Origin of the sequence: Pseudomonas sp. ICMP 10191 (genome assembly GCF_001467335.1) — a bacterium.
Taxonomy (GTDB): domain Bacteria; phylum Pseudomonadota; class Gammaproteobacteria; order Pseudomonadales; family Pseudomonadaceae; genus Aquipseudomonas; species Aquipseudomonas cerasi.
This window is the reverse complement of the sequence record NZ_LKGW01000002.1, coordinates 118,114-142,988: the sequence shown is the minus strand read 5'-3', so window position 1 is coordinate 142,988 and position 24,875 is coordinate 118,114. Positions and strand designations below refer to the sequence as shown.

The 24,875-nt window shown below is 60.3% G+C and carries 15 protein-coding genes; 1 reads left to right on the top strand and 14 read right to left on the bottom strand.

Features of this window, described 5'->3' with window-relative positions:
* Positions 1 to 73 precede the first annotated feature (73 nt).
* From AO388_RS01900 to kdpF, 11 genes are all read right to left on the bottom strand, one after another.
* On the bottom strand, positions 74 to 835 hold the full coding sequence (locus tag AO388_RS01900; RefSeq protein ID WP_063613797.1) for a CHAD domain-containing protein: 762 nt from the start codon (positions 833 to 835) through the stop codon (positions 74 to 76).
* A gap of 24 nt (positions 836 to 859) precedes the next feature.
* Positions 860 to 2,869: a transglutaminase TgpA family protein gene (locus tag AO388_RS01895; RefSeq protein WP_003433068.1), complete on the bottom strand. Its 2,010-nt coding sequence runs from the start codon at positions 2,867 to 2,869 to the stop codon at positions 860 to 862.
* Positions 2,866 to 3,849 carry a DUF58 domain-containing protein gene (locus AO388_RS01890; RefSeq protein ID WP_032609408.1) on the bottom strand — a complete coding sequence of 328 codons (984 nt, stop codon included), beginning with the start codon at positions 3,847 to 3,849 and terminating at the stop codon, positions 2,866 to 2,868. Before AO388_RS01890 ends, AO388_RS01895 begins: the two co-directional genes overlap by 4 nt.
* Positions 3,819 to 4,736, bottom strand: a complete 918-nt coding sequence (locus AO388_RS01885) for an AAA family ATPase (RefSeq protein WP_003433070.1) — start codon at positions 4,734 to 4,736, stop codon at positions 3,819 to 3,821. Before AO388_RS01885 ends, AO388_RS01890 begins: the two co-directional genes overlap by 31 nt.
* Before the next feature lie 562 nt (positions 4,737 to 5,298).
* Positions 5,299 to 5,577, bottom strand: a complete 279-nt coding sequence (locus AO388_RS01880; protein WP_003316607.1) for a lipoprotein — start codon at positions 5,575 to 5,577, stop codon at positions 5,299 to 5,301.
* A gap of 95 nt (positions 5,578 to 5,672) precedes the next feature.
* Positions 5,673 to 6,365, bottom strand: coding sequence for a response regulator (locus AO388_RS01875; protein WP_003366785.1), 693 nt, complete (start codon positions 6,363 to 6,365; stop codon positions 5,673 to 5,675).
* Positions 6,362 to 9,025 carry a sensor histidine kinase gene (locus AO388_RS01870; RefSeq protein WP_044308249.1) on the bottom strand — a complete coding sequence of 888 codons (2,664 nt, stop codon included), beginning with the start codon at positions 9,023 to 9,025 and terminating at the stop codon, positions 6,362 to 6,364. The genes AO388_RS01875 and AO388_RS01870 overlap by 4 nt, the downstream gene beginning before the upstream one ends.
* A 67-nt stretch (positions 9,026 to 9,092) precedes the next feature.
* Positions 9,093 to 9,665 carry a potassium-transporting ATPase subunit KdpC gene (gene kdpC / locus AO388_RS01865; RefSeq protein ID WP_032609430.1) on the bottom strand — a complete coding sequence of 191 codons (573 nt, stop codon included), beginning with the start codon at positions 9,663 to 9,665 and terminating at the stop codon, positions 9,093 to 9,095.
* A gap of 54 nt (positions 9,666 to 9,719) precedes the next feature.
* Entirely contained in the window at positions 9,720 to 11,798 is a 2,079-nt protein-coding gene (kdpB, locus tag AO388_RS01860) for a potassium-transporting ATPase subunit KdpB (RefSeq protein ID WP_003433072.1), read from the bottom strand.
* Between the two features lie 10 nt (positions 11,799 to 11,808).
* Complete coding sequence (gene kdpA, locus AO388_RS01855; RefSeq protein ID WP_003433073.1) at positions 11,809 to 13,503, bottom strand: potassium-transporting ATPase subunit KdpA; 1,695 nt, start codon at positions 13,501 to 13,503, stop codon at positions 11,809 to 11,811.
* A gap of 2 nt (positions 13,504 to 13,505) precedes the next feature.
* Positions 13,506 to 13,601, bottom strand: coding sequence for a K(+)-transporting ATPase subunit F (kdpF, locus tag AO388_RS01850; RefSeq protein ID WP_003406089.1), 96 nt, complete (start codon positions 13,599 to 13,601; stop codon positions 13,506 to 13,508).
* 242 nt (positions 13,602 to 13,843) lie between these two features.
* Between kdpF and AO388_RS01845 the strand changes: the two genes are divergently transcribed.
* Positions 13,844 to 14,107, top strand: a complete 264-nt coding sequence (locus AO388_RS01845) for a helix-turn-helix domain-containing protein (RefSeq protein WP_003433074.1) — start codon at positions 13,844 to 13,846, stop codon at positions 14,105 to 14,107.
* Positions 14,108 to 14,187: 80 nt separating this feature from the next.
* Here the strand turns inward: AO388_RS01845 and AO388_RS01840 are convergent, their stop codons facing one another.
* The 3 genes from AO388_RS01840 to AO388_RS01830 all read right to left on the bottom strand — a co-directional run bounded on the left by AO388_RS01840 (position 14,188) and on the right by AO388_RS01830 (position 24,827).
* Positions 14,188 to 19,008, bottom strand: coding sequence for an RHS repeat domain-containing protein (locus AO388_RS01840; RefSeq protein WP_058415990.1), 4,821 nt, complete (start codon positions 19,006 to 19,008; stop codon positions 14,188 to 14,190).
* A gap of 92 nt (positions 19,009 to 19,100) precedes the next feature.
* Positions 19,101 to 19,586, bottom strand: a complete 486-nt coding sequence (locus AO388_RS01835) for a hypothetical protein (RefSeq protein ID WP_058396457.1) — start codon at positions 19,584 to 19,586, stop codon at positions 19,101 to 19,103.
* A gap of 36 nt (positions 19,587 to 19,622) precedes the next feature.
* A complete protein-coding gene (locus AO388_RS01830; protein WP_058415989.1) occupies positions 19,623 to 24,827 on the bottom strand; it encodes a hypothetical protein in 5,205 nt (1,734 codons plus the stop codon).
* Positions 24,828 to 24,875: the final 48 nt, after the last annotated feature.

Genomic DNA, 24,875 nt, shown 5'->3' with positions numbered 1-24,875 from the left:
TCTTAGTTATCGACAGGCCGCATAATGGCCATTTTTGCGGCCTGAATGACATGCCTCACGATAAATTACCGGATCAGAAACAGGCCTTGGCCAGGCGTTTGAGCGACGCTTCGGCCTTGCGTTCGGCACCTACTATGCCGATTTGCCAGCCCGGCACGCAGGGGGCCAGATCAGGTTGTTCCGCAGCCTGCGCCAGCCATTGCAGATGATCATGCCAGTCGCCCAGTTCGCCTTGTGCGGATTTGAGCCGGGCTTGCATGTTTTTCGGCTGATGACTGAGTTGCGGATAGGCTTCGGCAGCGTAGCGCACGCGCTTGATCAGCAAACGCAGGTCATGCCGATCGTGTCCCGGCTCAGCGATGGCAACACGCAGCTTGTGCCATTGCTTGTCCATGCGTTTTTCAATGGTCTTGCGCAGACCCCGCAACATGCCCTGGCGCTGTTGCAGACGCAGCATTTCCGGGAACCGGTCAATCAGCTTGAGCAGACGGGTCAGCTCGGACGAGCTGGCGACCTTGGGGCAGGCGGTTTCCAGGTAGCGGTTGCGTGTGAACGCGGCCTCGTTCAAACCCTGCTCTTCAAGAAACCCGGCGAGCACCTGCATGTCACGCAGCGGCGTGGTCAATTGGCCGACCGCCTTGGCCGCCTCTTCCAGCTCTGCCGCACTCGGGTTTTCCCGCAGGGGCCGCAATACGCTGCGCAGACGGCGCACCGTGGTACGTAAATCGTGCAGCGCTTCGCTGTCAGTCGAAACGGCAAGGCGTGCCTGACACGCGAGTAATTTGACATCCAGCGCCAGCACTTCGGCGACCAGATGATCCACCATTGAAGACATGCAATTCCCCTTCGACAAACTGATTCATGAATGCCTGTCCCTGACGGCTGACAACCTCCATGGCAAACCCCGACGCAACGTGCTCAGCGCCTGCCTCAAGCGGCTCGCCGAAGCCAGCCGCCCAGCGTAGCGCTGCGCCTGAAATTCGCGGATGAAACCTTCAATGGCCTCGGCATGCTGCGGAAAGTAGAGTACCGCCCTGCGGCAGAATGCGTCAGCGCCTTCACCCGGCATACGACGCAGACCATGACGGGCGAGCAAGCGTTCAAATGCGTTGAACACGCGCAGCTGCGAGTCGCTTTCGCGTTGCCAGGGTTTGAACAGCCATAACGCCACCAGCCCCAGTGAAAACAGGGTTCCCAGGACGAAAACCGGCGCCTGGAAGCCTGAAAACCAGCGACCGAGAATTTGTAACTGCTGTTGTCCCTGATAGCCCAGTACCCAGCGCTGCCAGCCGTAATTGAGGTTATCCCAACTGAGGCGCAGGGCGTTGACCCAAGCCACGTTACGATAGCGCAACGCTGAATAGGGAGAGTCCTGCAGAAATGCTTCGTCCGCCGCCAGCGCCTGCTCCAGACCTTGCTCGATACGTTGCGGCGCCACGGCGGCAGTCGGGTCGACGCTGCGCCAGCCCACGCCTGGCTGCCAGTATTCCACCCAGGCATGCGCATCGAACTGGCGAACAGTCAGGTACTGCCCGTCGGGGTTCAGCTCACCGCCCTGATACCCGGCCACCACCCGCGCCGGAATGCCTGCCGCGCGCAGGACAAAGGTCATGGCTCCGGCGTAGTGGGCGCAAAAACCCTGACGACTGGCAAACAGGAATTCATCGATGCTGTCATTGCCCAATGGCACCGGTTTGAGGGTGTAGTGAAACGGCTGATCGCTGAAGTAGCCGAGCAGCGCGGCGACCATAGCGTCTGGTGTGGTGTAGCGCCGGCGCAGTTCATCGGCCCATTGCCGCGCCTGATCATTGCCCTTGGCAGGCAGTTGCAGGTCCTGACGCTGGATCTGCTCGCTGGACAGCGGATCACGGACGCTCTGCGGCCATGAGTTGACGGCGTACAACAACGACTGCTCGATGGGGCGTCTGCGCTGCAGGCGGAAGTCGCTCATCTGCCGCACGTCCGGCAACGTGGTTTCTGCCACGTCGAGGCTCGGCAACCAGGGCCGGCCGCTGGCTTCCATGACAACGCTGTAGGCCAGCGGCTCACCGCGTTTCTCCCACTGCGCAATCTGCACGGTCTGGGCACGTGCCGACTGCGACCAGCGACGTCCATCGAACTGCTCAAGGGTCAAACCGCGCCAGTAAAGCTGATTGCGCGCCGGGATAGGCCCTTCAAAACTGGCGCGGAACACCAGCGCAGGCGATTTGCTCAGTTCCGCCATGTCGCCGGGTGCCATGTTGTCCGACAGGCCGGTGACGCCTTTGTTACTCGGCTGCGGCAGCGACCAGAGCGGGTCCAGGCGCGGAAAGAATAGAAACAGCAGGAGCATCAATGGCAGTGCCTGCGCCATCAGCTTGAACGCCAGCTTGAGCGTGTCCGCCGACCTGCCGGCCAGGTCTGTGTGTTGCAGGCCGATCAACGCAGCCAGCAGCGCGCTGACCGGCAGCAGACTGAAGAGCGCCCACAGCAGGTTGTCTTCGAACAGATAGCCAACCGCCACGCAGAAGAAACCGAGGAAAATCAGCACGCGCGCGTCACGGCGACTGTTCATTTCCAGCATTTTCAGAACGAATGCAGCCACCAGTAACGCAGCCCCGGCATCCAGCCCGACCAGGCTGCCGCGCGCCAGATAAACGCCACCTGCGGTGCCCACCAACAGCCCGGACTTGACCCAGGTGCCAGGCAAGCGCACGCGCATCCGGAACGCCTGCACGCGCCACACCGTACAGCCGAGCCAGAGGATCGTGATTGACACCGGCACATGCAGCGCGAACGGCAACACCACCAGTGCCTGCGCCACCAAGAGCCAGGTGAGGCTGACGCGCGGAATGGGCGCGGATTGAACTGTCTTGACCTTGTCGTTCATGATCGATGGCCGTACAGCGCAAGGGCGCGCAGACAGACTTCGCGGTGTGCATCGCCGCTGTCCACCGCCGACAAAAAGCCCGGTAACCGCAGGGCAAACGGCTGCTGCCGCTGCGACAGCTCCAGCACCCAGTAACACAGGCGCGACAGGCGCTCTTCGATATCGCCGCCCAGCGCCATGAAGTCCAGGCACAGGTCATGGCCACTGAGGTCGGTGAAATCCTTGATCAGCAGCCCCTGCCCGCGGGAATAGGCTTTCCAGTGCAAGCGACTGCGATTGTCACCCGGCTGGTAACTGCGCAAGCCCTGATAATCATCGACACCGGCCCCTTGGGTGGCATGGCCATCGTCCTCGGCATGCGGCTGCACGCCCTTGAGCAGCGGCATGGTCCCGGACAAGGGTCGAGGGTAGATCAAGGCGCTCTGCTCCAGGTCTAGCCAGCTCCAGGCGCGAAAGATACCCAGCGGAAACACACTCTCGATGCGCAGCCTTGGCGCACGCAGCCAGCCGCGCTTTTCGGCGGGCAGAGTCAGTTCCAGGTCGGTCAGCCCACGGGGCTGCACGTCGCCTGACTGCAATGCTGTCGCACTCCAGCCCAATCCCAATGCCTGGTGGGCCTGCCCGGCACTTTCCAGGCGCAGGCGCAATTGCACCGGCTCGCCGACGAATACCGAACGCGCCACGCCCGCACTCAGAACCAGACCGCTGATGTTGCGGTAGGTGTGCAGGATGGCCAGCACGCCTATCGACAGCAATAGAAAGGTCAACCCGTAGGCCAGGCTGTTCTGATAATTGATCGCCACCAGCAGCATAAGCACCAGCACTAGCGCGTAAATCATGCCGGTGCGTGTCGGCATGATGAAAATGCGCCGGTGGTCGAGGGTAATGCGTGACGCTGGAGGAATTCGCCTCGACAGCCAGCGTTGCCAGAGCGGTTTGAGCGGTTCGATCAAAGCACGGGCACCTCGCGCAACAGCCATTGAACCAGCGCACCGCCGCCATGCCCGGTCGGATCGCTGCGTTCACGCAAACGGTGTCCGATAACCGATGGCAGCACCGCCTGCACGTCTTCGGGAATCACGTACTCCCGCCCCAGCAACATCGCCCAGGCCCGTGCTGCGGCCAGAATCGCCAGGCTCGCCCTGGGTGAAAGTCCGTACGCGAACTGCGGCTGACTGCGCGTCGCCTCGACCAGTCGCAGGACATAATCAACCAGCGCGTCACTGGCACGCACCTGCCGCGCCTGCGCCTGGAGCTGGCCAAGCAGGGCGTGATCCAGAATCGGTTGCAGACGCGGCAACAGCTCGCGGCGCGACTCGCCCAGCAGCAGGGCTTTCTCTGCGGCTCTGGCCGGGTAGCCCATGGAAATGCGCATCATGAACCTGTCCAGTTGCGACTCGGGCAACGCAAAAGTGCCGCCGGAACTGAACGGGTTCTGGGTCGCGATCACAAAGAACGGATCGGGCAACAGACGCGTCGCGCCTTCGATGGACACCTGCCCTTCTTCCATCGCTTCCAGCAACGCGCTCTGGCTCTTGGGCGTGGCGCGGTTGATCTCGTCGGCAAGCACCAGCTCGGCGAAAATCGGACCGGGATGAAAGGTGAACTGCCCACTGTCCCGATCAAATATCGAAGTCCCCAGGATGTCACCTGGCAGCAGGTCAGAAGTGAACTGAATACGCTGATAACTCAGGCCGAGAATTTTCGCCAGCGCATGACTGAGGGTCGTCTTGCCCATCCCCGGCAAGTCCTCGATCAACAAATGCCCGCCGCCGACCAGACACGTCATCGCCAACCGTACCTGCGCCTCCTTGCCCAGCACCACCTCATTGATCGCGCTCAGGCACGCATCGAGTTTTCTACCCATCGAAAGCCCCTTCCGGCAACTGCTTCATGACTGTGGGACTGCAAGCGATGCCAGTGTCCGAACACTTTAAAGTGAGCGTAGGCCGTTTCGCCAGAGTTGGTTAGGCTTACCGTCTCGCCAGACTGAAAGATTTGTGACGCAGAGCGTCACCAACGGCATTCCACGCGGAGCGTGAGGAACGATAGCCATCAGCTCCCGGGCCGTGCCTTTAGCCAAATGGCCTAAAATGCTTTTCGAGCGCGATGGCACAGACGACGCAGAGTACGACGTCAGTGACAGGGCAAAGGAACCCGACGAAGTCGGACCGGAAACGGAGCTTGGGGGTTTGCTTACTAAGTGAGTCGCCGAGGGGCGAAAAGGCGACTTGAGTCAGATGGAGAAGTCACTGAAACCACAGAACAGCTGCGTGACGCAGAGCGTCACGAACTGCATGCCAACGCATTGGCACGATAGTCATTGTCCAGACGCCCCATTTTCAGGGGCTTTAATAGCCTCTTCGCGAGCAAGCTCGCTCCCACGGCCTTCGGCCAGAATCAAGAGCAGACCTGTGTATCGTCAGGTATCAACGGCCAGCGCGGGACTCGCGGATGTAGAAGCGGGCTTTCTCGGACTTCTCGGTGCAGCCTTCAAACGCCTCGAACTGCTGCTGAGTCTTGGCACCCGTCAGCAGCGACAAGGCCTTGGAGTAACTGACCGTTCCGGCGAAGCCTTCAGCCTTGGCCAGATCAAGCTCATGCCAGGCAGCGTCGAGCTGAGTGGCACAGCTGTCGCGATATCCAGTCTTGCCAGCACAACCTGCAAGAACCAAAACAAGCAATGGCAGACAGATAAGGGCTTTCATGCGGGTGTTACCTCAGAGTGAACAGGGAGTGTGCGGCTTTGACGGTGCGGGGCAGTAAAAGTGCCGCAGCACGGGGCTATGCTCGCTTTTTTCATCTAGTGATCAGCCAGCAGACGATACCCTATTCCAGGCTCGGTGAGGATGAACCGCGGAGCGGTCGGATCGTCCGCCAGCTTCTGCCGCAAATGCCCCACCACGATACGCAGATAATGACTGTCTTCGGTGTGCGTGGGCCCCCAGATATCCTTGAGCAACTGCTGCTGGGTAATGACCCGCCCGGGATGCCGCGCCAACTGCGCCAGCACCGCGTATTCCTTGCGGGTCAGCGCCACTTCCTGGCCGTCGAGCAGCACACGCCGATAGGCCAGGTCCACGGTAAGCGGCCCGAACTCAAGCGCAGACTCGGGCTTTTCGCTGCCCGACGCCTGCCTGAGCAGCGCCCTGATTCGGGCCAGAAACTCCTGAATGCCAAACGGCTTGGTCACGTAATCGTTGGCGCCGGCGTCCAGCGCCTGAACTTTCTGAGCCTCGCTGGCGCGCACCGAGAGCACCAGCACCGGCACTCCCGACCACTCGCGAAACTCACTCAGCACCTGCTGGCCGTCCATATCCGGCAACCCAAGGTCGAGCACCAGCAAATCCGGTTTGTTCAGGGCAGCTTGAGTCAGGCCCTCAGCGCCAGTGGCGGCTTCCAGCACCTTGTAGCCCTGCGAAACCAGACTGATGCGCAGGAACTTGCGAATCTGCGGCTCATCATCGATGACCAGAATGGTGGTCGCCTGGCTCAAGCGGATTCCTCCAGTTCTACGTCCGGCTGCGCCTGCAGCGGCAGAAACAGCGTGATGCGCGTGCCCAGCCCGTCAATGCCGTCCTCGACCGTGAGCCGTCCACCGTGTGCGCCGATCATGCCCTGACAAATCGCCAGTCCCAACCCTGTGCCCTGCCCGCCCCGATCGCCGCGCGCGGCGGTGTAGAACATGTCGAAAATCTTCGCTCGCTCATCCTCGGGAATGCCCGGGCCTTCGTCACTGACCGAGAAAAACAGTTCACTGTCGACCACACCGGCTGCTACCTGCAAGCGCCCGTCGACGGGTGAAAAGCGCGCAGCGTTCTCAAGCACATTGACCAGCGCCTGCTCGATCAGCGCCGCGTGCACATACAGCAGCGGCAGCTCGCCGGTCACCTGGGTGCTGACCTGCAAGGGCGCCAGTACGGCACGCAGCCGGTTGAGCGCGCTGCCGACGATATCGGCGGGCGACACCCAGTCGCGGGCGAGCTTGAGAGCGCCATGCCCCAGACGCGTCATGTCGAGCAGGTTCTGGATATAGCGGTCCAGGCGCTCGGCTTCGTCACGGGTACCCTCCAGCAGCTCGCGGCGATCCTCCAGTGGAATGGCTTCGCCCAGAGCCAGCAGGCTGTCGATGCTGCCGCGCATCGAGGTCAGCGGGGTACGCAGGTCGTGGGACACCGAAGCCAGCAAGGCGCTGCGCAATTGCTCGGTTTCGCCGTGCAGACGCGCCGCCTCGAGTTCCTGAGCCAATTGCGCACGGGCCAGTGCCTGCGCCAGTGGCTGGGTAAGCGCGGCCAGCAGACGTCGATGCTGCGCGGTAAACGACTGGCCTTCTCGCGCGCAGACTCCCAATAGAGCCAACGGCCCTTCTTCTGCGGTGATCGGCCACCACCACCAGCGCCCGGATGGCAAGGTGCCGGTGCCGCTGCCCGCGGGTTGATCGTGCTGCCAGGCCCAATCGGCAGCAGCGCGCTCGGGCTCCGAAAACGTCAGTGGCCCACCGGTTTCGACCACCCAACCGCCCTGCCCGTCGCGATCGACCAGGCACAGATGCAGTTCCTTCCAGCCGGAAAAATGCTGTTCGGCGGCGGCGAGCACCGCCTTGCGATCCGTGGCGGCGGTCATCTTGCGCGACAGGTCGAGCAGCTCGCTGGTCTGTTCCTGGGTATCGCGCAACGCCTGCAACTGCCTGCGCTGGCGCGCCGCGAGCTTGCCGGTCAAGGCCGACATCAACAGGAAGAACAACAGCGTCAGCACGTCTTCTTCGCGCTGGATGTTCAGGGAAAAACTCGGCGGAATGAACAGAAAGTCATAGGCCAGGAACGATAACCCGGCACAGGCGAGCGCTGGGCCCATGCTGCTGCGCACGGCGACCAGCAATACCGCAGCAAGAAAGATCAGGGATATGTTGGGCAGCGCCAGCACGCCTGCAACGCCCCAGGCGACCAGACTGGCGATCAGCGTGGCGACGAAGGCCAGACCGTAATCGAACCACACCACTTCGTGAGCCGGACGGGCACGCGGCGGCTGATCAGGCAGTTCCTCGCTGTCGTCGAGCACCGAGATTTCCAGCCCGTGCCCTTCGCGCAATAAGCGTGCCGCGACGCCGCCACCAAACACGCGACGCCGCCAATGCCGTCGCGACTGGCCGACCAGCACCACGCTGGCGCGCCGTTCGATGGCATGCTGCACCAGCGTTCGGGCGACCTCCCCGGCGCGCAGCGAAACCGCCTCGCCACCGAGCCGCTCGGCCAGTTGTTGGGCGCTTTGCAGACGCGCGCGAGACTGCTCGTCGAGGGTTTGCCCGTCGTCCACATGCACGGCGCTCCACGGCAGATGGCGACGCTGGGCAACCCGACTGGCGTGACGCACCAGACGCTCTGCATGGATATCACCGTCGATGCCCACCAGCATCCGCCCACGAACTGCCGGGGCCGACTGGCCCAATTGCCGGTAGCCCTGCGCCAGATCGTTATCGACCTGGGCAGCCGCCGTCTGCATGGCCATTTCACGCAGTGCAGTGAGGTTGGTCTGGGTGAAGAATGCGTCGATGGCCGCGCGTGCCTGCTCAGGCACGTAGACCTTGCCGTCGCGCAGGCGCTCCAGCAGTTCGCGGGGCGGCAGGTCGATCAGCACCAGATCAAAGGCTTCCTGCAACACCCAGTCCGGCAGCGTTTCGCGCACCTGCACGCCGGTGATGCCGCGCACCTGGTCATTCAGGCTTTCCAGGTGCTGGACGTTGACGGTGGTGTACACATCGATGCCGGCCGCCAGCAGTTCCTGAATATCCTGCCAGCGTTTCGCGTGGCGACTGCCGGGCGCGTTGGTGTGCGCCAGTTCGTCGACCAGTACCAGGCTCGGCGCAGCCTTGAGCAGCGCGTCGAGGTCCATTTCTTCGAGGGTCATGCCGCGATACTCAGTGCGCAGCAAGGGCTGTTGCGGCAGACCGTTGAGCAGCGCCTCGGTTTCTGCGCGGCCGTGGGTTTCGACCACACCCGCCAGCACCTTCACGCCTTGGCGCAGCTGCGCGTGAGCCGCCTGGAGCATCGCGTAGGTCTTGCCGACGCCTGGCGCGGCACCCAGAAACACCTTCAGCCGCCCGCGCCCCTCGCGGGGCAACTGGGCCAGCAGTGCGTCAGCTCGACCGGAATCACTCACGTTGGTTACCACCCTCTTTCTGATCAGCTACAGCTTAGTGAATCTGCTGCGTACAAGGCGTACTTTGTTACAACTGCGCGTTGCGCGGTGCAGACGGTAACTGATTCAGGCTCATATTCAAGGCCAATACGTTGACCACGGGTGGGCCGATCAGCGGACGCTGGGTATTGGCGTCGATCAGCGCCTGAACCTTGTCCAACGGCAACTGGCGCGCCGCTGCAACACGACCGGCCTGCCAGGCAACCGCTTCAGGCGAGAGGTGCGGGTCCAGTCCGCTGCCGGAGGTGGTCAGCAAGGCCATTGGTATCGGTTCCTGAGAAGCGTTGGCCAGTTTCGCAGCGTCCTCTTTCACGCGAGTCGCCAGCGCCGGATTGCTCGGGGCAAAGTTACTCGCGCCGCTGGCCACGGTCGCGAATGCGCCCGCCGAAGGACGCGACTGGAACCACTCATCGCCGGTGAACGACTGGGCGATCAGCGTCGAGCCGCGCACCTTGCCCGACGCGTCATACACCAGGCTGCCGTTGGCCTGCGCCGGAAACGCCACTTGCGCAACCCCGGTGACCACCAGTGGATAGGCCACGCCGGTGATCAGGCTCATCAACACGATCAGGCTCAAGGCCGGACGCAATACATTGGACATCTGCACATCCTCAATCAGGTGAGGCTGCACGCCGACCGGCATGCAGCACAGGCTTCAAACAAGGCCGAGTGCGACCAGCAGCATGTCGATCAGCTTGATGCCGAGAAACGGCACAACGATGCCGCCCAGGCCATAGATCAGCAGGTTGCGACGCAGCAAGTGAGCGGCGCTGGCCGCCTGCACACGCACGCCACGCAGGGCCAGCGGAATCAGTACGACGATGATCAGCGCGTTGAAAACGATGGCCGAGACAATCGCGCTCTGCGGGCTGGCCAGTTTCATGACGTTGAGCACGCCCAGTTGCGGGTAGATCGAGGCAAACAGTGCGGGCAGTACCGCGAAGTACTTGGCCACGTCGTTGGCAATCGAAAAGGTGGTCAGCGCACCGCGTGTAACCAGCAGTTCCTTGCCGATCTGCACCACGTCCAGCAACTTGGTCGGGTCGCTGTCGAGGTCAACCATGTTGGCCGCTTCGCGCGCCGCCTGGGTGCCGTCATTCATCGCCATGCCGACGTCGGCCTGCGCCAGTGCAGGTGCATCGTTGGCACCGTCGCCACACATCGCCACCAGACGCCCTTCGCCCTGCTCCTGGCGAATGCGCTCCAGTTTTTTCTCCGGCGTGGCTTCGGCCAGCACGTCGTCGACACCGGCCTCGGCAGCAATCGCTGCGGCAGTCAGCGGGTTGTCGCCGGTGACCATCACGGTACGGATACCCAGTTTGCGCAGCTCTTCGAAGCGTTCGCGAATACCTGGCTTGACCACATCCTTGAGATGGATCGCGCCCAACAACCGACCGTTGGCGCAGACCAGCAGCGGTGTGCCACCGGTCTTGGCAATCTTGTCGACCTCACGGGCCAGTACAGGCGGCAGCTCGCTGCGCTGCATGTTGATGAAAGCCAGCAGCGAATCCACCGCGCCCTTGCGATACACGTGGCCCTGATAATCAACGCCGGACAGACGTGTGTCAGCGCTGAACGGCACGGCCGTCACCGAGCTCAGGGTCGGCTCGTTCATCGGGTGCAGGTTGCGCAGAAACTCGACGATGGATTTGCCTTCTGCCGTATCGTCGGCCAGCGAGGCCAGCAAAGCACCCTCGCCCAGCTCCTTGGGCGTCACACCCGGTGCAGCGTAGACAGCAGCGCAGCGACGGTTGCCGAAGGTGATGGTGCCGGTCTTGTCCAGCAGCAGCACATGCACATCGCCCGCGGCTTCCACGGCGCGACCGGACTTGGCAATCACATTGAGGCGCACCAGGCGGTCCATACCGGCAATGCCGATGGCCGACAGCAAACCACCAATGGTGGTGGGAATCAGCGTGACCAGCAGCGCCACGAGAAATACCAGCGGCAGGCTGCCACCGGCGAAGTGGGCGAACGGCTGCAAGGTGATGACCACCAACAGGAAGATCAGGGTCAGGCCGATCAGCAGAATATCCAACGCGACTTCGTTGGGGGTCTTCTGCCGTTTGGCGCCTTCGACCAGCGCGATCATGCGGTCCAGCGTCGATTCGCCGGGGTTGGCGCTGATGCGTATCAGCAGCCAGTCGGACACCAGCCGGGTATTGCCGGTCACGGCCGAGCGGTCACCACCGGATTCGCGGATCACTGGCGCAGATTCGCCGGTAATCGCGGCCTCGTTGACGGCCGCGATGCCCTCGATGACTTCGCCGTCACCGGGAATCATTTCGCCGATCTCGACCCGCACCACGTCGCCCTTGCGCAACTCGCTGGCATTGATGATGCGCAGGCTGCCGTTGTCGTCCCTGATACGAGCCTTGAGCCCTTCGCTGCCCGCCTTGAGGCTGTCGGCGCGCGCCTTGCCACGGCCTTCGGCCAGCGCTTCGGCGAAGTTGGCGAACAACACGGTGAACCACAGCCACAGAGCGATCTGCACGCAGACCGAAGTCGGCACCTGCGGGTTGGGGATCACGCACAGCACGGTGGTCAGAATGGCGGTCAGTTCCACCACCAGCATGACTGGTGAACGCTTGAGCTGACGCGGGTCGAGCTTGACGAACGCCTGCACCAGCGCCGGACGCCACAGGGCCGCGATTCCGGTTTTTGCCGATTCGGCGGCCTGCGATTCAGTAGATTTCGCAGCAGCATTTTTTGCGGGATTAATAGGTAAGTTCATGATCGGTTCCTCAGAAACCCAGGCTCAGGTGTTCGGCAATCGGCCCCAGTGCCAGGGTCGGCAGGAAGGTCAAGCCACCCACCAGCAGAATCGTGACGGTCAGCAGGGTGACGAACAGCAAGCCGTGGGTCGGGAAGCTGTTCTGGCCCTGCGGCGCGGTCTTCTTCATGGCCAGGCTACCGGCCAGGGCCAGCACCGGCAGGATGTAACCGAAGCGGCCGATGAAAATCGCCAGGCTGAGCATCAGGTTGTGGAACACGGTGTTGGCACTGAAACCGCCGAACGCCGAGCCGTTGTTGGCCGTGGCCGAGGTATAGGCGTACAGCAACTGACTGAAGCCGTGTGCGCCAGGGTTGCTGATCGCACCGGCCGGGCCTGGCAGGCTGGCAGCAATCGCGCCCAGCACCAGCACGCCCACCGGCATCACCAGCAAGGTGGCAACCAGCAGTCGGACTTCCTGCGCTTGCAGCTTCTTGCCCAGGTATTCCGGGGTACGGCCAATCATCAGACCTGCGAGGAACACAGCGATCAGTACGTTGAGCAGCATGCCGTTGAGGCCGACACCGACGCCGCCGAAGATCACTTCGCCAACCATCATGTTGACCAGCGCGACCATGCCGGTCAGCGGGTTAAGACTGTCATGCATGCCATTGACCGAGCCGTTGGAGGCCGCAGTGGTAGCGACTGACCACAGCACCGTACCGGTGGTGCCGAATCGGGTTTCCTTGCCTTCCAGCGGTGCGGTCTGTTCGACACCGGCGATGTTCAGTGCCGGGTTGGGCTGGTACTCGGCCCACAGCGAGACCGCGCCGCCGATCAACAGCAGCGCCAGCATGCAGCCGAGAATCGCGCGGCTCTGGCGCATGTCCTTGACGTAGTGACCAAAGGTGAACACCAGCGCAGCCGGGATCAGCAGGATCGACACCAGTTCGAACAGGTTGCTCCACGCCGTCGGGTTCTCGAACGGATGCGCCGAGTTGACGCCGAAGAAACCGCCGCCATTGGTGCCCAGTTGCTTGATCGATATCTGACTGGCCGCAGGGCCCATCGGCAGGCTCTGGTCAGCGCCTTGCAGGGTCAGTGCGTCGATGTAGTGGCCAAAGTTCTGTGGCACGCCCTGCCAGACCAGAAACACCGCCAGCACGATACTGATCGGCAACAGGCCGTAGAGCGTGGCGCGGGTCATGTCGGCCCAGAAGTTACCCAGGCTCTGCGACGAGCGACGGCTGATACCGCGACACAGCGCGACCAGCACTGCCAGGCCGGTCGCGGCGCTGACGAAGTTCTGCACGGTCAGGCCGACCATCTGGCTCAGGTAGCTGAGCGACGCTTCGCCGCTGTAGGCCTGCCAGTTGGTGTTGGTGATAAAGCTCATCGCCGTGTTGAAGGCCAGCGACCACTCCATGCCCGGCAATTGCTGCGGGTTGAGCGGCAGCATGCCTTGCAGCATGAGGATGGCGAACAGCACGACAAAGCCCGCCAGGTTGAACGCCATCAACGCCCAGGCGTATTGCTTCCAGGACTGTTCGGTTTTCGGGTCGACGCCGGAAATCCGGTAGCAGGCGCGCTCGACCGGCCCCAGCACCGGGCTCAGCCAGGTGCGCTCGCCTTCCATGACCCGGTAATAGAAACGTCCCAGCCACGGCGCGGGGGCCAGCAGCAGGACCAGAAAGGCCAGGATCAACAGATAATCGTAACTGTGCATGATCACTCCTGACTCTGGTCGGCGCGCAACAGCGCCACCAGCAGATAGATGAACAGCCCGACTCCCATCAGCAGAGAGATACCATCCATAACGCTCATTGAAATTTCCCCCATCAGGCAACACCGGTACGGCGCAGGCCGCGTGAGGTGATTGTCCGCAGGCAGGGTGTAAAGGCGCGAGATCGACAGGCTGGCCGGGGCGTAAAGAAGCTGTAAAAAAGCGCTACAGCCTTGACGGCGCAAGGCCTTCACGGCCCTGCGGCGCTGTCATTTATGTCAGGTTCGCGTTAGGGGATGCAGGGGTATCGTGGTGCGGCGATCTTCAGGGAAAGGACTTCACCATGCTTCGCGACAATGGAAAACCACCCGGCACCACGCCGCCTTCCCAAGCAACACCCGCCACTGTCCAGTTGACTGTCAAGGAACGACAAGTCCTGGAATGGGTGGCGCTCGGCAAATCCGCCTGGGAGATATCCCGAATACAAGGCTGCTCGGAAGCGACCGTGCACTTTCATACCAGCAATATCCGCCGCAAGTTCGGGGTGACGTCATTGAAGGCGGCATTGGTGATGGCGATCAGGCAGGGGGTTATTTTGGTGGAGTGATATACAAACGTACTTCAAGCGTCTGGTTTAAACCGGGCAACGGGAGGTAGGTCGTTGACCGGTTATGCTAAAGCACCAGGTTAGTAATCAGGATTCGAACCCAAGTAATGTCTTTCACCCTCGGGGAGTCTTATGTCACTGGGCTTCGCCCGTTTGTTACCCAGCGCTATCCTTTGTTGTTGAGCAGCGACAGCCTCATCAATATCAAACTCTTTCGCCGAGCGCTTGAACACATCTCTTGCATATGGAGTGATCGCTCGTTGCCCGACATTAGTTTTGGCAAACGTTGAAGCCTCGTACAGGTCCTGAAACGGTTGATAGTTTGCTTGTGCTTTTTTGTATTCTTTGGCGAGCCTTGAAGTATCAAGCCCTTTGGAAACTGCAAGATCAAGTTTCGTCTGAACACTTTTCAGTTCCTTGAACGCGACATCCGATTTTACCGCCTGTCTCGCCACGTGCTTGTCAATATTTACGACATCCTTAGCCGTCACTCTACTTAATCGGGCTGACTCACTGTATCTGGTCTTGAGGAGGCTTTTGGGGATATTCTTGGCCGTCGAACTGAGAGGCGCCGTAAGAAGCCTGATCAACGCCCCCCAAGGACTATGCCCCGACGGATCCACCCTGTTCACCGGATCGCCCTCAACATACGCATACCCATTCACCCCTCCCTCGCCAAACGGACTCCAGCTATCGGGACTGTTGAAGCGCATCAACACCGGGCTGTAGGCCCGATAGCCATTACCCAGCATTTGCCAGCCGGTATCCGCCTCGCTCAGTTCGCCGTTGAACCCCAGTCTGCCGTGCGGTGGATCTTCGCCGCTAGCGTGGCCGTAAGCCGTATACCACCTCCGATTGATCCCGTTGGCATCGACTTCACCGAGCACGCTGTCACTGTCGTTGGTGGCAAGCAGCACCGTCCGATCGATCTGCTGTTCGGCCAGCAGGTAGTCGTCGCCACGCATGAAGGTGCTCTGGGCATGGCTACCGAGTTGATTGGCCAGCTCTCCGTCGCGATAGAAGCGCAGGTGCCTGTCGCCGCCACGGGTCTCCCCGGTCAGTTGGTCCTGGGGGTCATACTGGTAGTGAATGCCGGCTGACGGCGTGCCTACTTCGATCAGGCGGCCGAGGGGATCGTATTTGAGCGTGCGCCCGGCTTCGTCTATGTCCAGATTGCCGTCCAGGTCATAGCGAAGTTTGATTTCAGCCGGGTAATATTGATCATTGCTGTTCGTTACCCGGCTCAACTGCACGGGATCGTCACCTTCGTAAAAATACCGGGCATTGTTGGTACCGCCATCGAAGCGGGTCGTGACAACCGTCAGGTTGTTCGCGCCATCGAAAATGAAATTCTGCGCGAGCAGGGTCCTGCCATAGGGGTCCACCGGCCGTTGAGTTCCCGTGCATTGGTATTGAATCAGGCGACCGGATGTATCGTAGCGGTAGGCTTCGTCACGGAGTATTTCCGTGCCCTGGCTCAGGGTACGCTGGACCATGTCATCCACATCGTCATAGACCTGAACCATCTGTTGCTCGACACCGTCGAGGTCAAACGTACGCTTTACTTCCCGACCCAGGTCATCATATTCAAGGCTGATCGCGACGGTTCTTTCGCGGCTGCTGTCGGCTTTGTCGGTGGTGGTGATTTTTGCGAGGCGACCAAAGACAGTGTCGTAGTCGAACGTTGAATAGACCTCACCCAGCGAGGTTTCGTAAAGACGACCGCAGTTGTCATAGCGATTGACCTGCTCCTGTCCCAGTACGTCGGTGTAAGACAGCAGCAGACCCTGTCGGCTGTAGCTGTAGAACATGTCGTAGGTTTTGCCTGCCGAGGTACGCTTCTCGCTTTTCAGCGATCCGGTACTGTAATACGTGCGATCCAGTGTCTCGCCCTGCTCCGAGGAATGAATCAGACGAGCATTCTGCTCATCGTAAGTGTAATCGGCAGCCACACCCGGCTCCGCAATCCGGGCCGGCCCCGACTCTTTCAGCGGATCGACTTCGCGAGTGGTTTCAGGTTCAGGCACAGCTTCGGACTGCACCCTGCGCCACGGCTCATCGCCGACCTGGGGCTTGTATTCATAGTCGATTTTCCGCTTGCTGGGCAGGGTTACCGTTTTGGGTTGCAGCAGACCGGGGTCGTAAACAAGCGTACGTTTACGCCCACCGGTGACAGAACTGACCAGACGATCCAGCCCATCGAACTCCTGCTCTCCCAGCACAATGCTTTTGCCGTTGTGCTCGATGCCGATACTGACGGGCAAGTCTTCGCTGCTGTAGCTTGCATAGCTGCGACGCACGATGGCCCGGCTTGGTAATGTGGACTCGATCACCCGATCGAAGACGTCGTAAACAGAGGTGGTGCGCCGCCCGCCGTTTGCCTCCCCGACAATTTCCTCGACACGGCGGCCAAGGCCGTCGTAATGGTACTGGCTCAGGCTGACCGAGTTTTCAGCCTGATCCTTTCGCTCGCTGCGGGTCGGCTGTTCGAACAGGTTCATCCAGGTCTCGGCGAACTCGCTCTTCCCGCCACCGTTGCCTTCGATCCAGCTACGCTGAATCGGGCCCTGCGATTGCGCCGTACCAATGGGGTCGGTCTCTTCGAACGTCTTGACGTTATCCGGGCCGGTGACGCAGCGCTGTTCGCCCCAATCGTCGTATTCGAAGACGCTCTTGAGCGCCAGATCCTGCTGGCCCAGCCAGTCGAACTCGGTTTCACTGACCATGAGCCCCCACGCATCGTAAACAGCCGCGTAGGTCTGGCGAGGCTTGCCGGCGCGCGCAGGGTTATCTGCGTCATCCCGCTCCTCATAGACGACTCGGTTGAGGCCATCGAAATGACTGCAGGTTTTTACCCCCTTGACGTCGATGAGCGTCTGCATGGCCCGATCAGTCGCCTTGGCACATAGCTGATACTCGTAACTTCTGGTCGCCCTGTAGGTTTCATCATTTGGTGCCACGGTTTCACTCAGTACACGACGCAGGCTGTCGTAGACGTAGCGAATTTCCACATTGTTGTCATCGCGATTGAGCAAGGGTTCGCCGTTGAGCAGAGAATCCTCCAGCGTGATGACCTTCTTCGCGCCATCGAAGCCGGTCACGGTCTGTACGGTTTGCAGCACCATCGCGGCGTAACGGTTGCTCTCAGGGGAACCCTTAACGAAGCGCTCAGCGAAGCCATCAGGCGAGCCTTGGGCCGGGGTCTCGAAGGAGCGCTTGCAGATGCTGTAGGCATACGCTGTGCTGGTCACCTTCCCGCCCATGATCACTTGCTGCAGTTTGAGCCGACCGTGCAGGGCTGCGTTGCTCGGCTCATCGAAGTATTCATAGGTCGTGCGTTGCTGTTCCTGCTCAGGGGCCTGCGTCAATAAGGTCTCGCTTTGCGGTGCAAGCCATTCCTGTCGCTGGCCGCCATCCACCGCAGGCAACGCCAGGTAGCGATAGCGGGTGACAAGGACCGGTGCCTTGCCGTAGCTGGACAAGGCCGGGATGACCTTGCTGCTTTTCATCCAGCGGACGAAGCCTTCGGGGTCTGGCGGGCATCCGTCCTCACCGGCGGCCGGATACCACTCACTGACCTCGACCACACCGTTGGCCTGAGTCTGAGTGAGCAGATTACCGTGCTTGTCATACGTGCTGCTGACAGTCTCGCTGCGCGGCACACTGCCGTCTGACGACAGCCGCCAAGTGGTCTGCACCTCTTTGGGTAACTGGCAGTAGGCTGGCTGAGTCAAAAAGGGTTGTCCCGGCTCGATGTAGTAACGAGTGTCCACCTGCTTGACGGTGAGGTTCTTGCGCGTGGTTTCTCGAGTGAGCAGGTGAAACTGGTTGAAGGTCCGTTCGATGCTGCGCTCGGCATCAGCCTTGCCCGCGACCTGGACACGCCATGTCTCGGTCGACGAATACTCGTACGGCTCCGCCCCGAGGTATCGATACAGATTGTCCAGACCATTGTCTTCCCAGGCGATATCCAGCCCTGCGCCCAGAAAGTTGCGCTCGCGCCCGGCGCTGTCCTGGTAAGTGTAATAAACATCCATTTGCGCCTGACCCAGGCCGGGCGTCGTGCGATGGCGCGTGACTCTGGGCAGAGCGGGACGTGCCGCCCTCGCAGGAAACTGATGGCCGCTGTCGGTATAAAAGACCTCTTCCCGACCGCCAACGGGTGTTTCCACCGACGTGATGCATAAATGCTCACGGATCGTGCTGTATGCAAAACGCCAGGAAGCAGCATTGTCGGTCGGCAATTCGATACGGTTGACATGGTGATTCGATCCGGCCAGCACCATCACGAAGGTCGCATCCGGGCCCTCGCCAGTGGTCATGCGCAGCTTCACCGACGTTGCGTCGCGGCTGATGCCGAGCAGGACCTGACCCGAGTCATCCTTGATTTCGCTGAGCATTTGATGCACGCCGAAAGAGGCATAACCCAGCGTGACACTGTGGCCTTCAGGGGCAAATACGCGCACCGGCAGCGCGACTCTGTTGGTGCCGCTGCCGCGCATTTCAAGCTGCTCAACCAGACCGGACTTGTGCATCACCCGGTAGTGGTTATCGTCCTCCTTGTACAAGTGGAAGCTGTCGATTTTCTTTTCCGACATCAGCATCTGGCCGTTGCCGGTACTATCGACCTTGAATGTCTCGCCGCTGCTCAGCGATACGATCTGGTTACCAGGATCGTACTGCGACAATGGCAGGTTCCAGCCAAGACCAAAGCCGCTGTCCAGGCGGTTGAGAGGGTTATAACTGAGTGCCAGCGGCATGCCCGGGCCACGCAATCCGTTGGTCTTGACGTCGGGCAAGGTGATCGCCACCGTGTATTGCCCGGTGCGGGGGTCAACGCCGCTCTGTACATAACTGAGAAAGTTGAACGCGTTGGAGTGTACGGAAGTCGATGCTGTCATGTTCCATGAACCTCGAACGTTATGTATTAAGATAACCGCCGCCCACGGGGGCGACGGTTAAGCAGGCCTGACAAGTTCAGTTGTACTAACGACTAACTCGATACATCGACACGGACGCAGGACAACTTGCCTTTTATATTTTCATCACCGTCATACGCTTTGATCACAACAACGCCGCGACTGACGATGGTGCCGACCGGTTTGCTTCTGAGCTGGTCGATGGATATCCATTTTGTTGTCAAGGGGTCGATATACGTCTCGAGCCCAAATACCCAGCCTCCCGAATCATTACAGTCTCTGGATTCCAGGTAAATCTTCATGGCTGAGCGCACATTATCCAGCTTGATAAAACTCATCTCATCGTTCGTGCACGAATGATCGCCCTTGTTGAGATAAACCGTGTCGTCCTGGGCGGTAAAGGTGCAGTTCTTGCCTCCGCCATCAGCGTTTGCTGCGAGCATGATCAGTCGAACCGCCTGTGCCTGGGGCTTTGGCACGGGGCTGTGGGACGGGACGAGCGTACAGCCTGTCAAACCCGTAAGCGCCATGCAGGCCAAGGTTTTACTTAACGCATTCATGATAATGACTCCCTGTCAGTGTGTTGCATCAATGCCTCATTCGGGCAGCGTTTCCGAATAGAAGGTATGCATGAGACGGTTGCGCCTACCGGCGCCGTCGGCCAGAAAACCGATTCGCCGTTTATGGGCATTGCCTTGCTTATCGACCAACAGAACTACCAGTTCACCCGTCAATTTATCGCGTGCGGGGTCACCTTCCGGGATGTATTGAAGGCCCCGGAGGCGGTGCAGGCTGATGACCAGTTTGCCGGCCTCGAATACGGACATCTTGACGTCAATGTCCAACGACTTAATATCGCCCATCACGTCCTGAAGCGCGTCGTCGAAGTGCACTTTGCTTACATCACCGGGAACCGCCGGGTCGTCGAAGATAAATCCCGTCCAGCTGAACATGACTTCGTTTTCCTGCTGGCTCTCCCAAAGAATGATCGACGTATTGATCACATCACTGTCAGGCTCGGAGGGCAGAAACTTCAGCGTCTGGAAACTCACCCATTGCTGGGTATCGGGGTTAATGGCAGCCAGCGTCCAGTAATCAGTAGTCTCGAACTGGTAATCGAAATGCACATCCTCACCGAAGTCCGGAGGCCCCTCCACCGGCGGCTCAACCGGAGGATCTCCGCCATCCCCATGAGCACGCCGAGGAAGGAAGGTGTAATTGCGGGAATCGAACGTTGGCAAGCGTCGCGGCGTTATTTCAACCGTGCTGTTCACATCTTCATACCGCACAGAGGTCCACCAAAAGCCGGTAGCGTCGGCCCGGAAGGTCGCGTGGAAGACGCCGACAAAACCCGTTTCCGCCCGACTGTGCAGGTAGAAGTCCTGCACGACTGGCCGTTGCGCATCCAGGCCCGATTCAGCAGCGGAGATGCCGGTCCCGGACAGCTCGAAACGGTTATGTTGACTGCGCACGCGCCACGCCTGCTTATCGCCCTCGGACATGCCGTCGAGAGGGGGGAGTACTGACTCGATATTTTGGCCGGTTTCATCGTCTACCAGACGCATGGAGGCCCTTTCAGTGGGACTCAGCTCGTACTCGATTTCGTTGTCCGGCATCACCTGGGTCTTGACCTGCAGCCTGATTTGCTGATAACCGTTGGGGTACAGATTACCTTTGGTATTGTCAGGCGATGACGAGCCAGGGACCGTGATGGTAAACATCGACATTTCGGTCCAACTGCCTTCATCGATGACCTCGGATAATTCGATGACGCTATAGCCGCACGCCAGAACCACCCCGTTGTTCACCACTTCACAGCTCACCACGCTACTGGCGACAAGCGTCTGATCGGGAGGCATGAAAAGCCCCTGCCGATCAACAGTGCCTGGCCCCCCCACCACCTTCCAGCGTCGCTCAAGCCCGGGCAGCAGTGCGCGGTCATCCTGTAGCTGCACCGCTACCTTTGGCCGTGCTCTGGGTACGAAAGCCGGCTCGACACGCAGCATTTGCTGCCCGTTGGCAACAAGCACCGTTGCGATGCCAAGGTCATTGCCCGACGCTTCTATCTGTTGCACGGCCAGCGCTCTTTTCCCGGACCTGGCATCCGGACTGAAAAGCGCGCCCTTGCCGGCCTCACTCAACCTGCCAAGCTCGGAGCCCAGCAACGCCCAGCTCACCGGGCTGCCGTCAAGCGTCGAAGCCGCCAGCGAGACCGTTTGCAGCGCAGCCCCCCCTGGCACTACCGTTACACGTGGCGCCAACTCCATGCTGCGTGATACCACACCCACCAGCGCCGAGACCTTGACGACAGCGCCTGACTCTTCATACGTGGCTGTGATTACCACGCGCAGCGCGTCATGGCCGATCGCCTCAATACCCGCCGCCGTGTAGACGCCGCTGGAAGAGATGCTGCCGCTTCCGGCAGCCAGGTGGCTTTGAATGCTTAATGCACTCCAGCTGGTGGCCGGTATTTCTTCGCCTTGCGGGTTGCACAGGACAAAACGCTGGGTCTGCCCGGCCGTCAGGGTCGAGAACAGGGGTGTGATACTGGCCTGTTTCGACCGAAGGCCGCCAAACAACAGCAGGTCATCCGGGCGGTGCTGCTCAAGTGGTTCGAATACGCATCCACCGGTGAACTTCAGGCTGTCCGCCACCTGCAGGCCTTCACGCTCGATCATCGACTGAGTCTCCTGCGAGAGCATCAGCACCGTGCCGTAGGTTGACTGACCGTCTGCCCCACGATCATCAGGTATCGGATAAACGAAATCATCTGTCGGCGGAAACACGCCTTCGGCGTCGCTATCCTGCGCGTGCATGAACAGCACAAGCGCGCCATCACCGGTCGTGTCCATGCGCGCATCGCTTGAACGCGGCGCGGCGCGGGTAACAAGCCGCAAGCTGCCTGGAGTCTGAACATGGTAGCGATTGAGCTGTGCCTGCAGCACTGAGAAAACCCGGCGATGAAGCGCAATGTCCTTGAACGCCTCAGCAAAGAAATCCGCCAGTCGCTGGTTGATCGCCTCATTGACGCCCCCCAGACTACAGGCAACGCCAGCCCCGCCGGCCAGATCGAGCAGCACATGCCCCTCCTCATCCACGAAGAGCTCGACAGTCATCGCCAGCCTGAAGCCCATGGGCTCGCTGATGATGAAGCTGCCGGACACGGTAGTTACACTCCCCTCCGGCTGATGCAAGCCGCTGTAACGGCCAGACACGATGTTCATCGTGACGAGGACACTGCTGGAGCCCGGCGAGTCAGGCAGAAACGACAGGACCGGCACGCCCAGCTCGACCTGTTTCAGACGAACAGTGTCGCCTTGTCGCTCATCCACCACGATGTCGCCGGTGAACAACGGCAAGAAGGCCAGATCCTGATAGCGCTCGATGTATTGTTGCTCTATATGCCGGTTGAGCTCGCTGCGACTGACTGCCGCGACGGCTCCCCAGCCTTGGGTCAAGGTACCTGCACCCGCTCGCTGCACAATACCGCTCAATGAACGGGGCATTGCGTTAGCCGCCGTGCCCCCCGCTGTCCCGGTCAGTGCCTGCAACACACCGGAGGAACCACTCAATGGCAGCGGCAGAATCAAGTGCCCGGCCATTGTGCCAAAAACCTCGTCTTCAAATTCTGCAAACACGACAACGTAGCGTTCGGGTGCTTTGGCATCACTGCTGTACACACCCGTGGCGTCTATAGAGCCCGGCCCGTCAATACTCCAGGTGACTGGAAGGTCACGGCCATTGACGACGACTTTCAGCTCGGCACGCTGATCATTGACGCTGGCAAGCGTTATGAACAGCATCGGAGGGTGGCGAACGACCAGTACCTGAATCGATTGGGTGTGCTGATCGTCGCTGACCGTTATTGTGTCAAGGACATAGGTATTCCCTGCCCCCCCTGCACCGGCGACGTAAAACTTCTCATGCGATGCATCAACGCCGTCCTCAAGCGTCCCGCTTTCTCCGGCTACCGGATCGACCACCGTCCATTTCAGGCTGGTTGCACGCGAACTGCGTGCTGTAAGCGCTACCCGCTGACCGTGATTACACACCTGAATCAACGGGCTGACGCTGACGCTGCTGGTGAGCACCGTCACCACAGCGGTACTGTAATGCCCCGACACCGGGTCCATCGCCTTGATCAGTACACGCTGAAAACCCTGCTTTGCGGGCAGCGCTGCGGGCGCCGTATACCGACCCTGCTTATCGATTTCTCCCAAACCTTCAGTACCGTCATCCGATGGATCTTCCAGGGTCCAGACGATGCCCGACCGCGCAGGCTGGGTGGTCAATTGCAGCGCTTCTCCCGTAGCGATCAATGCCTGGTGCCCGGCGATACTGAACGTCGACGCACCGGGATCGATGCGTCCGAACACGACCTGGTCATAAGGCAGGCGCTTGAGTACAGGTTGCAACACTTGCTCGTCAGGCAATAACCAGCCGCCCAGAAAACGCTCGGCGCCCGTTGCATCCAGGGTTTTGCTCAACCCTTGCAGCAACGCGTGCTTGACGGTGTAGGCCACGAAACCATTGACCTGCTCCAGCTCCCCGGAACTCAGGTTGTTCAGTGTTCCTGGAGCGGCGCTGACTTCATGGTCGAACAGGTAAGGTGTATAAAGATGCCCTTCCACTGCCTGACCATCCGACCCACCTTCGGTCAGATGAAACTCATGCCTGAGGCTGATGTTGAAGGTAGCGTTGTGCGATTGCCATTCATCGCTGTCCAGCGCTCTGTAGCGAAAGCCCAGCGTGCAGGGAAATTCCCAGGTCTGCGTGGTCTGGGCGTACTCGAAGTCAATGGTCAGGGGATGCTGGGCGTTGAAGGCCTGAACGCTGAACGGTTCCGATTCAAAGACGAATTCCGCGCTGCGATATTCTCCAGCCGGAACTGCAAACGTGCCGGCCTGAGCGACCATCCGCTGCAGCGGTTTATCGTCCGGAACGCTGAAACTGAAGTCAGGCGCTTGCAGCATTTGTATCACCGCATGGCCAAAGGCAGCACGGTGCAGTGCGTGAGAGGAAAACACAGCGGTCGCCGAGTACGACTGCTGAGCATCGTTGGGAATCAGGTAACGGAAGTCGGAGTCGCCACCCGGAATCCCGCCCGTCACGCCGTATTCCATGGTCGCAAACAGCAGCAACGCGCCTTTTTTATGGACCGATACAGCATCGGGGCTTTCAAGCTGTGATCGCACATCGATTCTACGTACATTGAGCAATTCGTTGCTCTGCTCGTTGAAAATACCCAGCCTGAACTGCTGCTCATGATTTTCCGGGTTGCTGAACCAATCCTGAAAAAAGTCGCCGATCTTCTCTCGTTCGGTAGAACCGCCCGGAAAATCCAGTGAAAGGTTTTCAGCCAGACCAAGGTCCACCACCAGATCCGCGCTTTGACTGCTCAGTTCCAGATCGAAATCCAGGCCTGGCGCGTTCAGTGGGTCGTAGGCTGCGATTCTGTGAATATTGTGCTGCCCTTGAGCGTTCTCTATCACGGTATGCAAACCGGCGATAACTGAAATGCGCCAGGCCAGCAGCGAATGCTCCAGAACGCTGTGCTTGAACGACAAGCCTGGTGGCCCGAGAACGCAGCCCGAGAAAATATGGCAATCATGTGTATCGGGAATCGTGATACTTCCGTCCGGCACCGGACGCGACATTCCCTGGGCCAGACTCTGTTGGTAAACCTGGTCGAGGAGCTCGTTGACCTTGTCGCCATCCAGAGCAATGATCGCGTCCCAGCCTCTGAGACGCGTGGTATTTTTCATCCATGCCAGCAGACTTTCCGCTGAATAACCAGCCATGACATCACCTCCTGTGATGTTGATATACAAAGACCGATGCGCATTCGG

Bases quoted from the DNA above. Each gene is read 5' to 3' on its own strand.
- AO388_RS01900 (WP_063613797.1), bottom strand. From the start codon at position 835: ATGTCTTCAATGGTGGATCATCTGGTCGCCGAAGTGCTGGCGCTGGAT.
- AO388_RS01895 (WP_003433068.1), bottom strand. From the start codon at position 2,869: ATGAACGACAAGGTCAAGACAGTTCAATCCGCGCCCATTCCGCGCGTC.
- AO388_RS01890 (WP_032609408.1), bottom strand. From the start codon at position 3,849: ATGGCTGTTGCGCGAGGTGCCCGTGCTTTGATCGAACCGCTCAAACCG.
- AO388_RS01885 (WP_003433070.1), bottom strand. From the start codon at position 4,736: ATGGGTAGAAAACTCGATGCGTGCCTGAGCGCGATCAATGAGGTGGTG.
- AO388_RS01880 (WP_003316607.1), bottom strand. From the start codon at position 5,577: ATGAAAGCCCTTATCTGTCTGCCATTGCTTGTTTTGGTTCTTGCAGGT.
- kdpC (WP_032609430.1), bottom strand. From the start codon at position 9,665: ATGTCCAATGTATTGCGTCCGGCCTTGAGCCTGATCGTGTTGATGAGC.
- kdpB (WP_003433072.1), bottom strand. From the start codon at position 11,798: ATGAACTTACCTATTAATCCCGCAAAAAATGCTGCTGCGAAATCTACT.
- kdpA (WP_003433073.1), bottom strand. From the start codon at position 13,503: ATGCACAGTTACGATTATCTGTTGATCCTGGCCTTTCTGGTCCTGCTG.
- kdpF (WP_003406089.1), bottom strand. From the start codon at position 13,601: ATGAGCGTTATGGATGGTATCTCTCTGCTGATGGGAGTCGGGCTGTTC.
- AO388_RS01845 (WP_003433074.1), top strand. From the start codon at position 13,844: ATGCTTCGCGACAATGGAAAACCACCCGGCACCACGCCGCCTTCCCAA.
- AO388_RS01840 (WP_058415990.1), bottom strand. From the start codon at position 19,008: ATGACAGCATCGACTTCCGTACACTCCAACGCGTTCAACTTTCTCAGT.
- AO388_RS01835 (WP_058396457.1), bottom strand. From the start codon at position 19,586: ATGAATGCGTTAAGTAAAACCTTGGCCTGCATGGCGCTTACGGGTTTG.
- AO388_RS01830 (WP_058415989.1), bottom strand. From the start codon at position 24,827: ATGGCTGGTTATTCAGCGGAAAGTCTGCTGGCATGGATGAAAAATACC.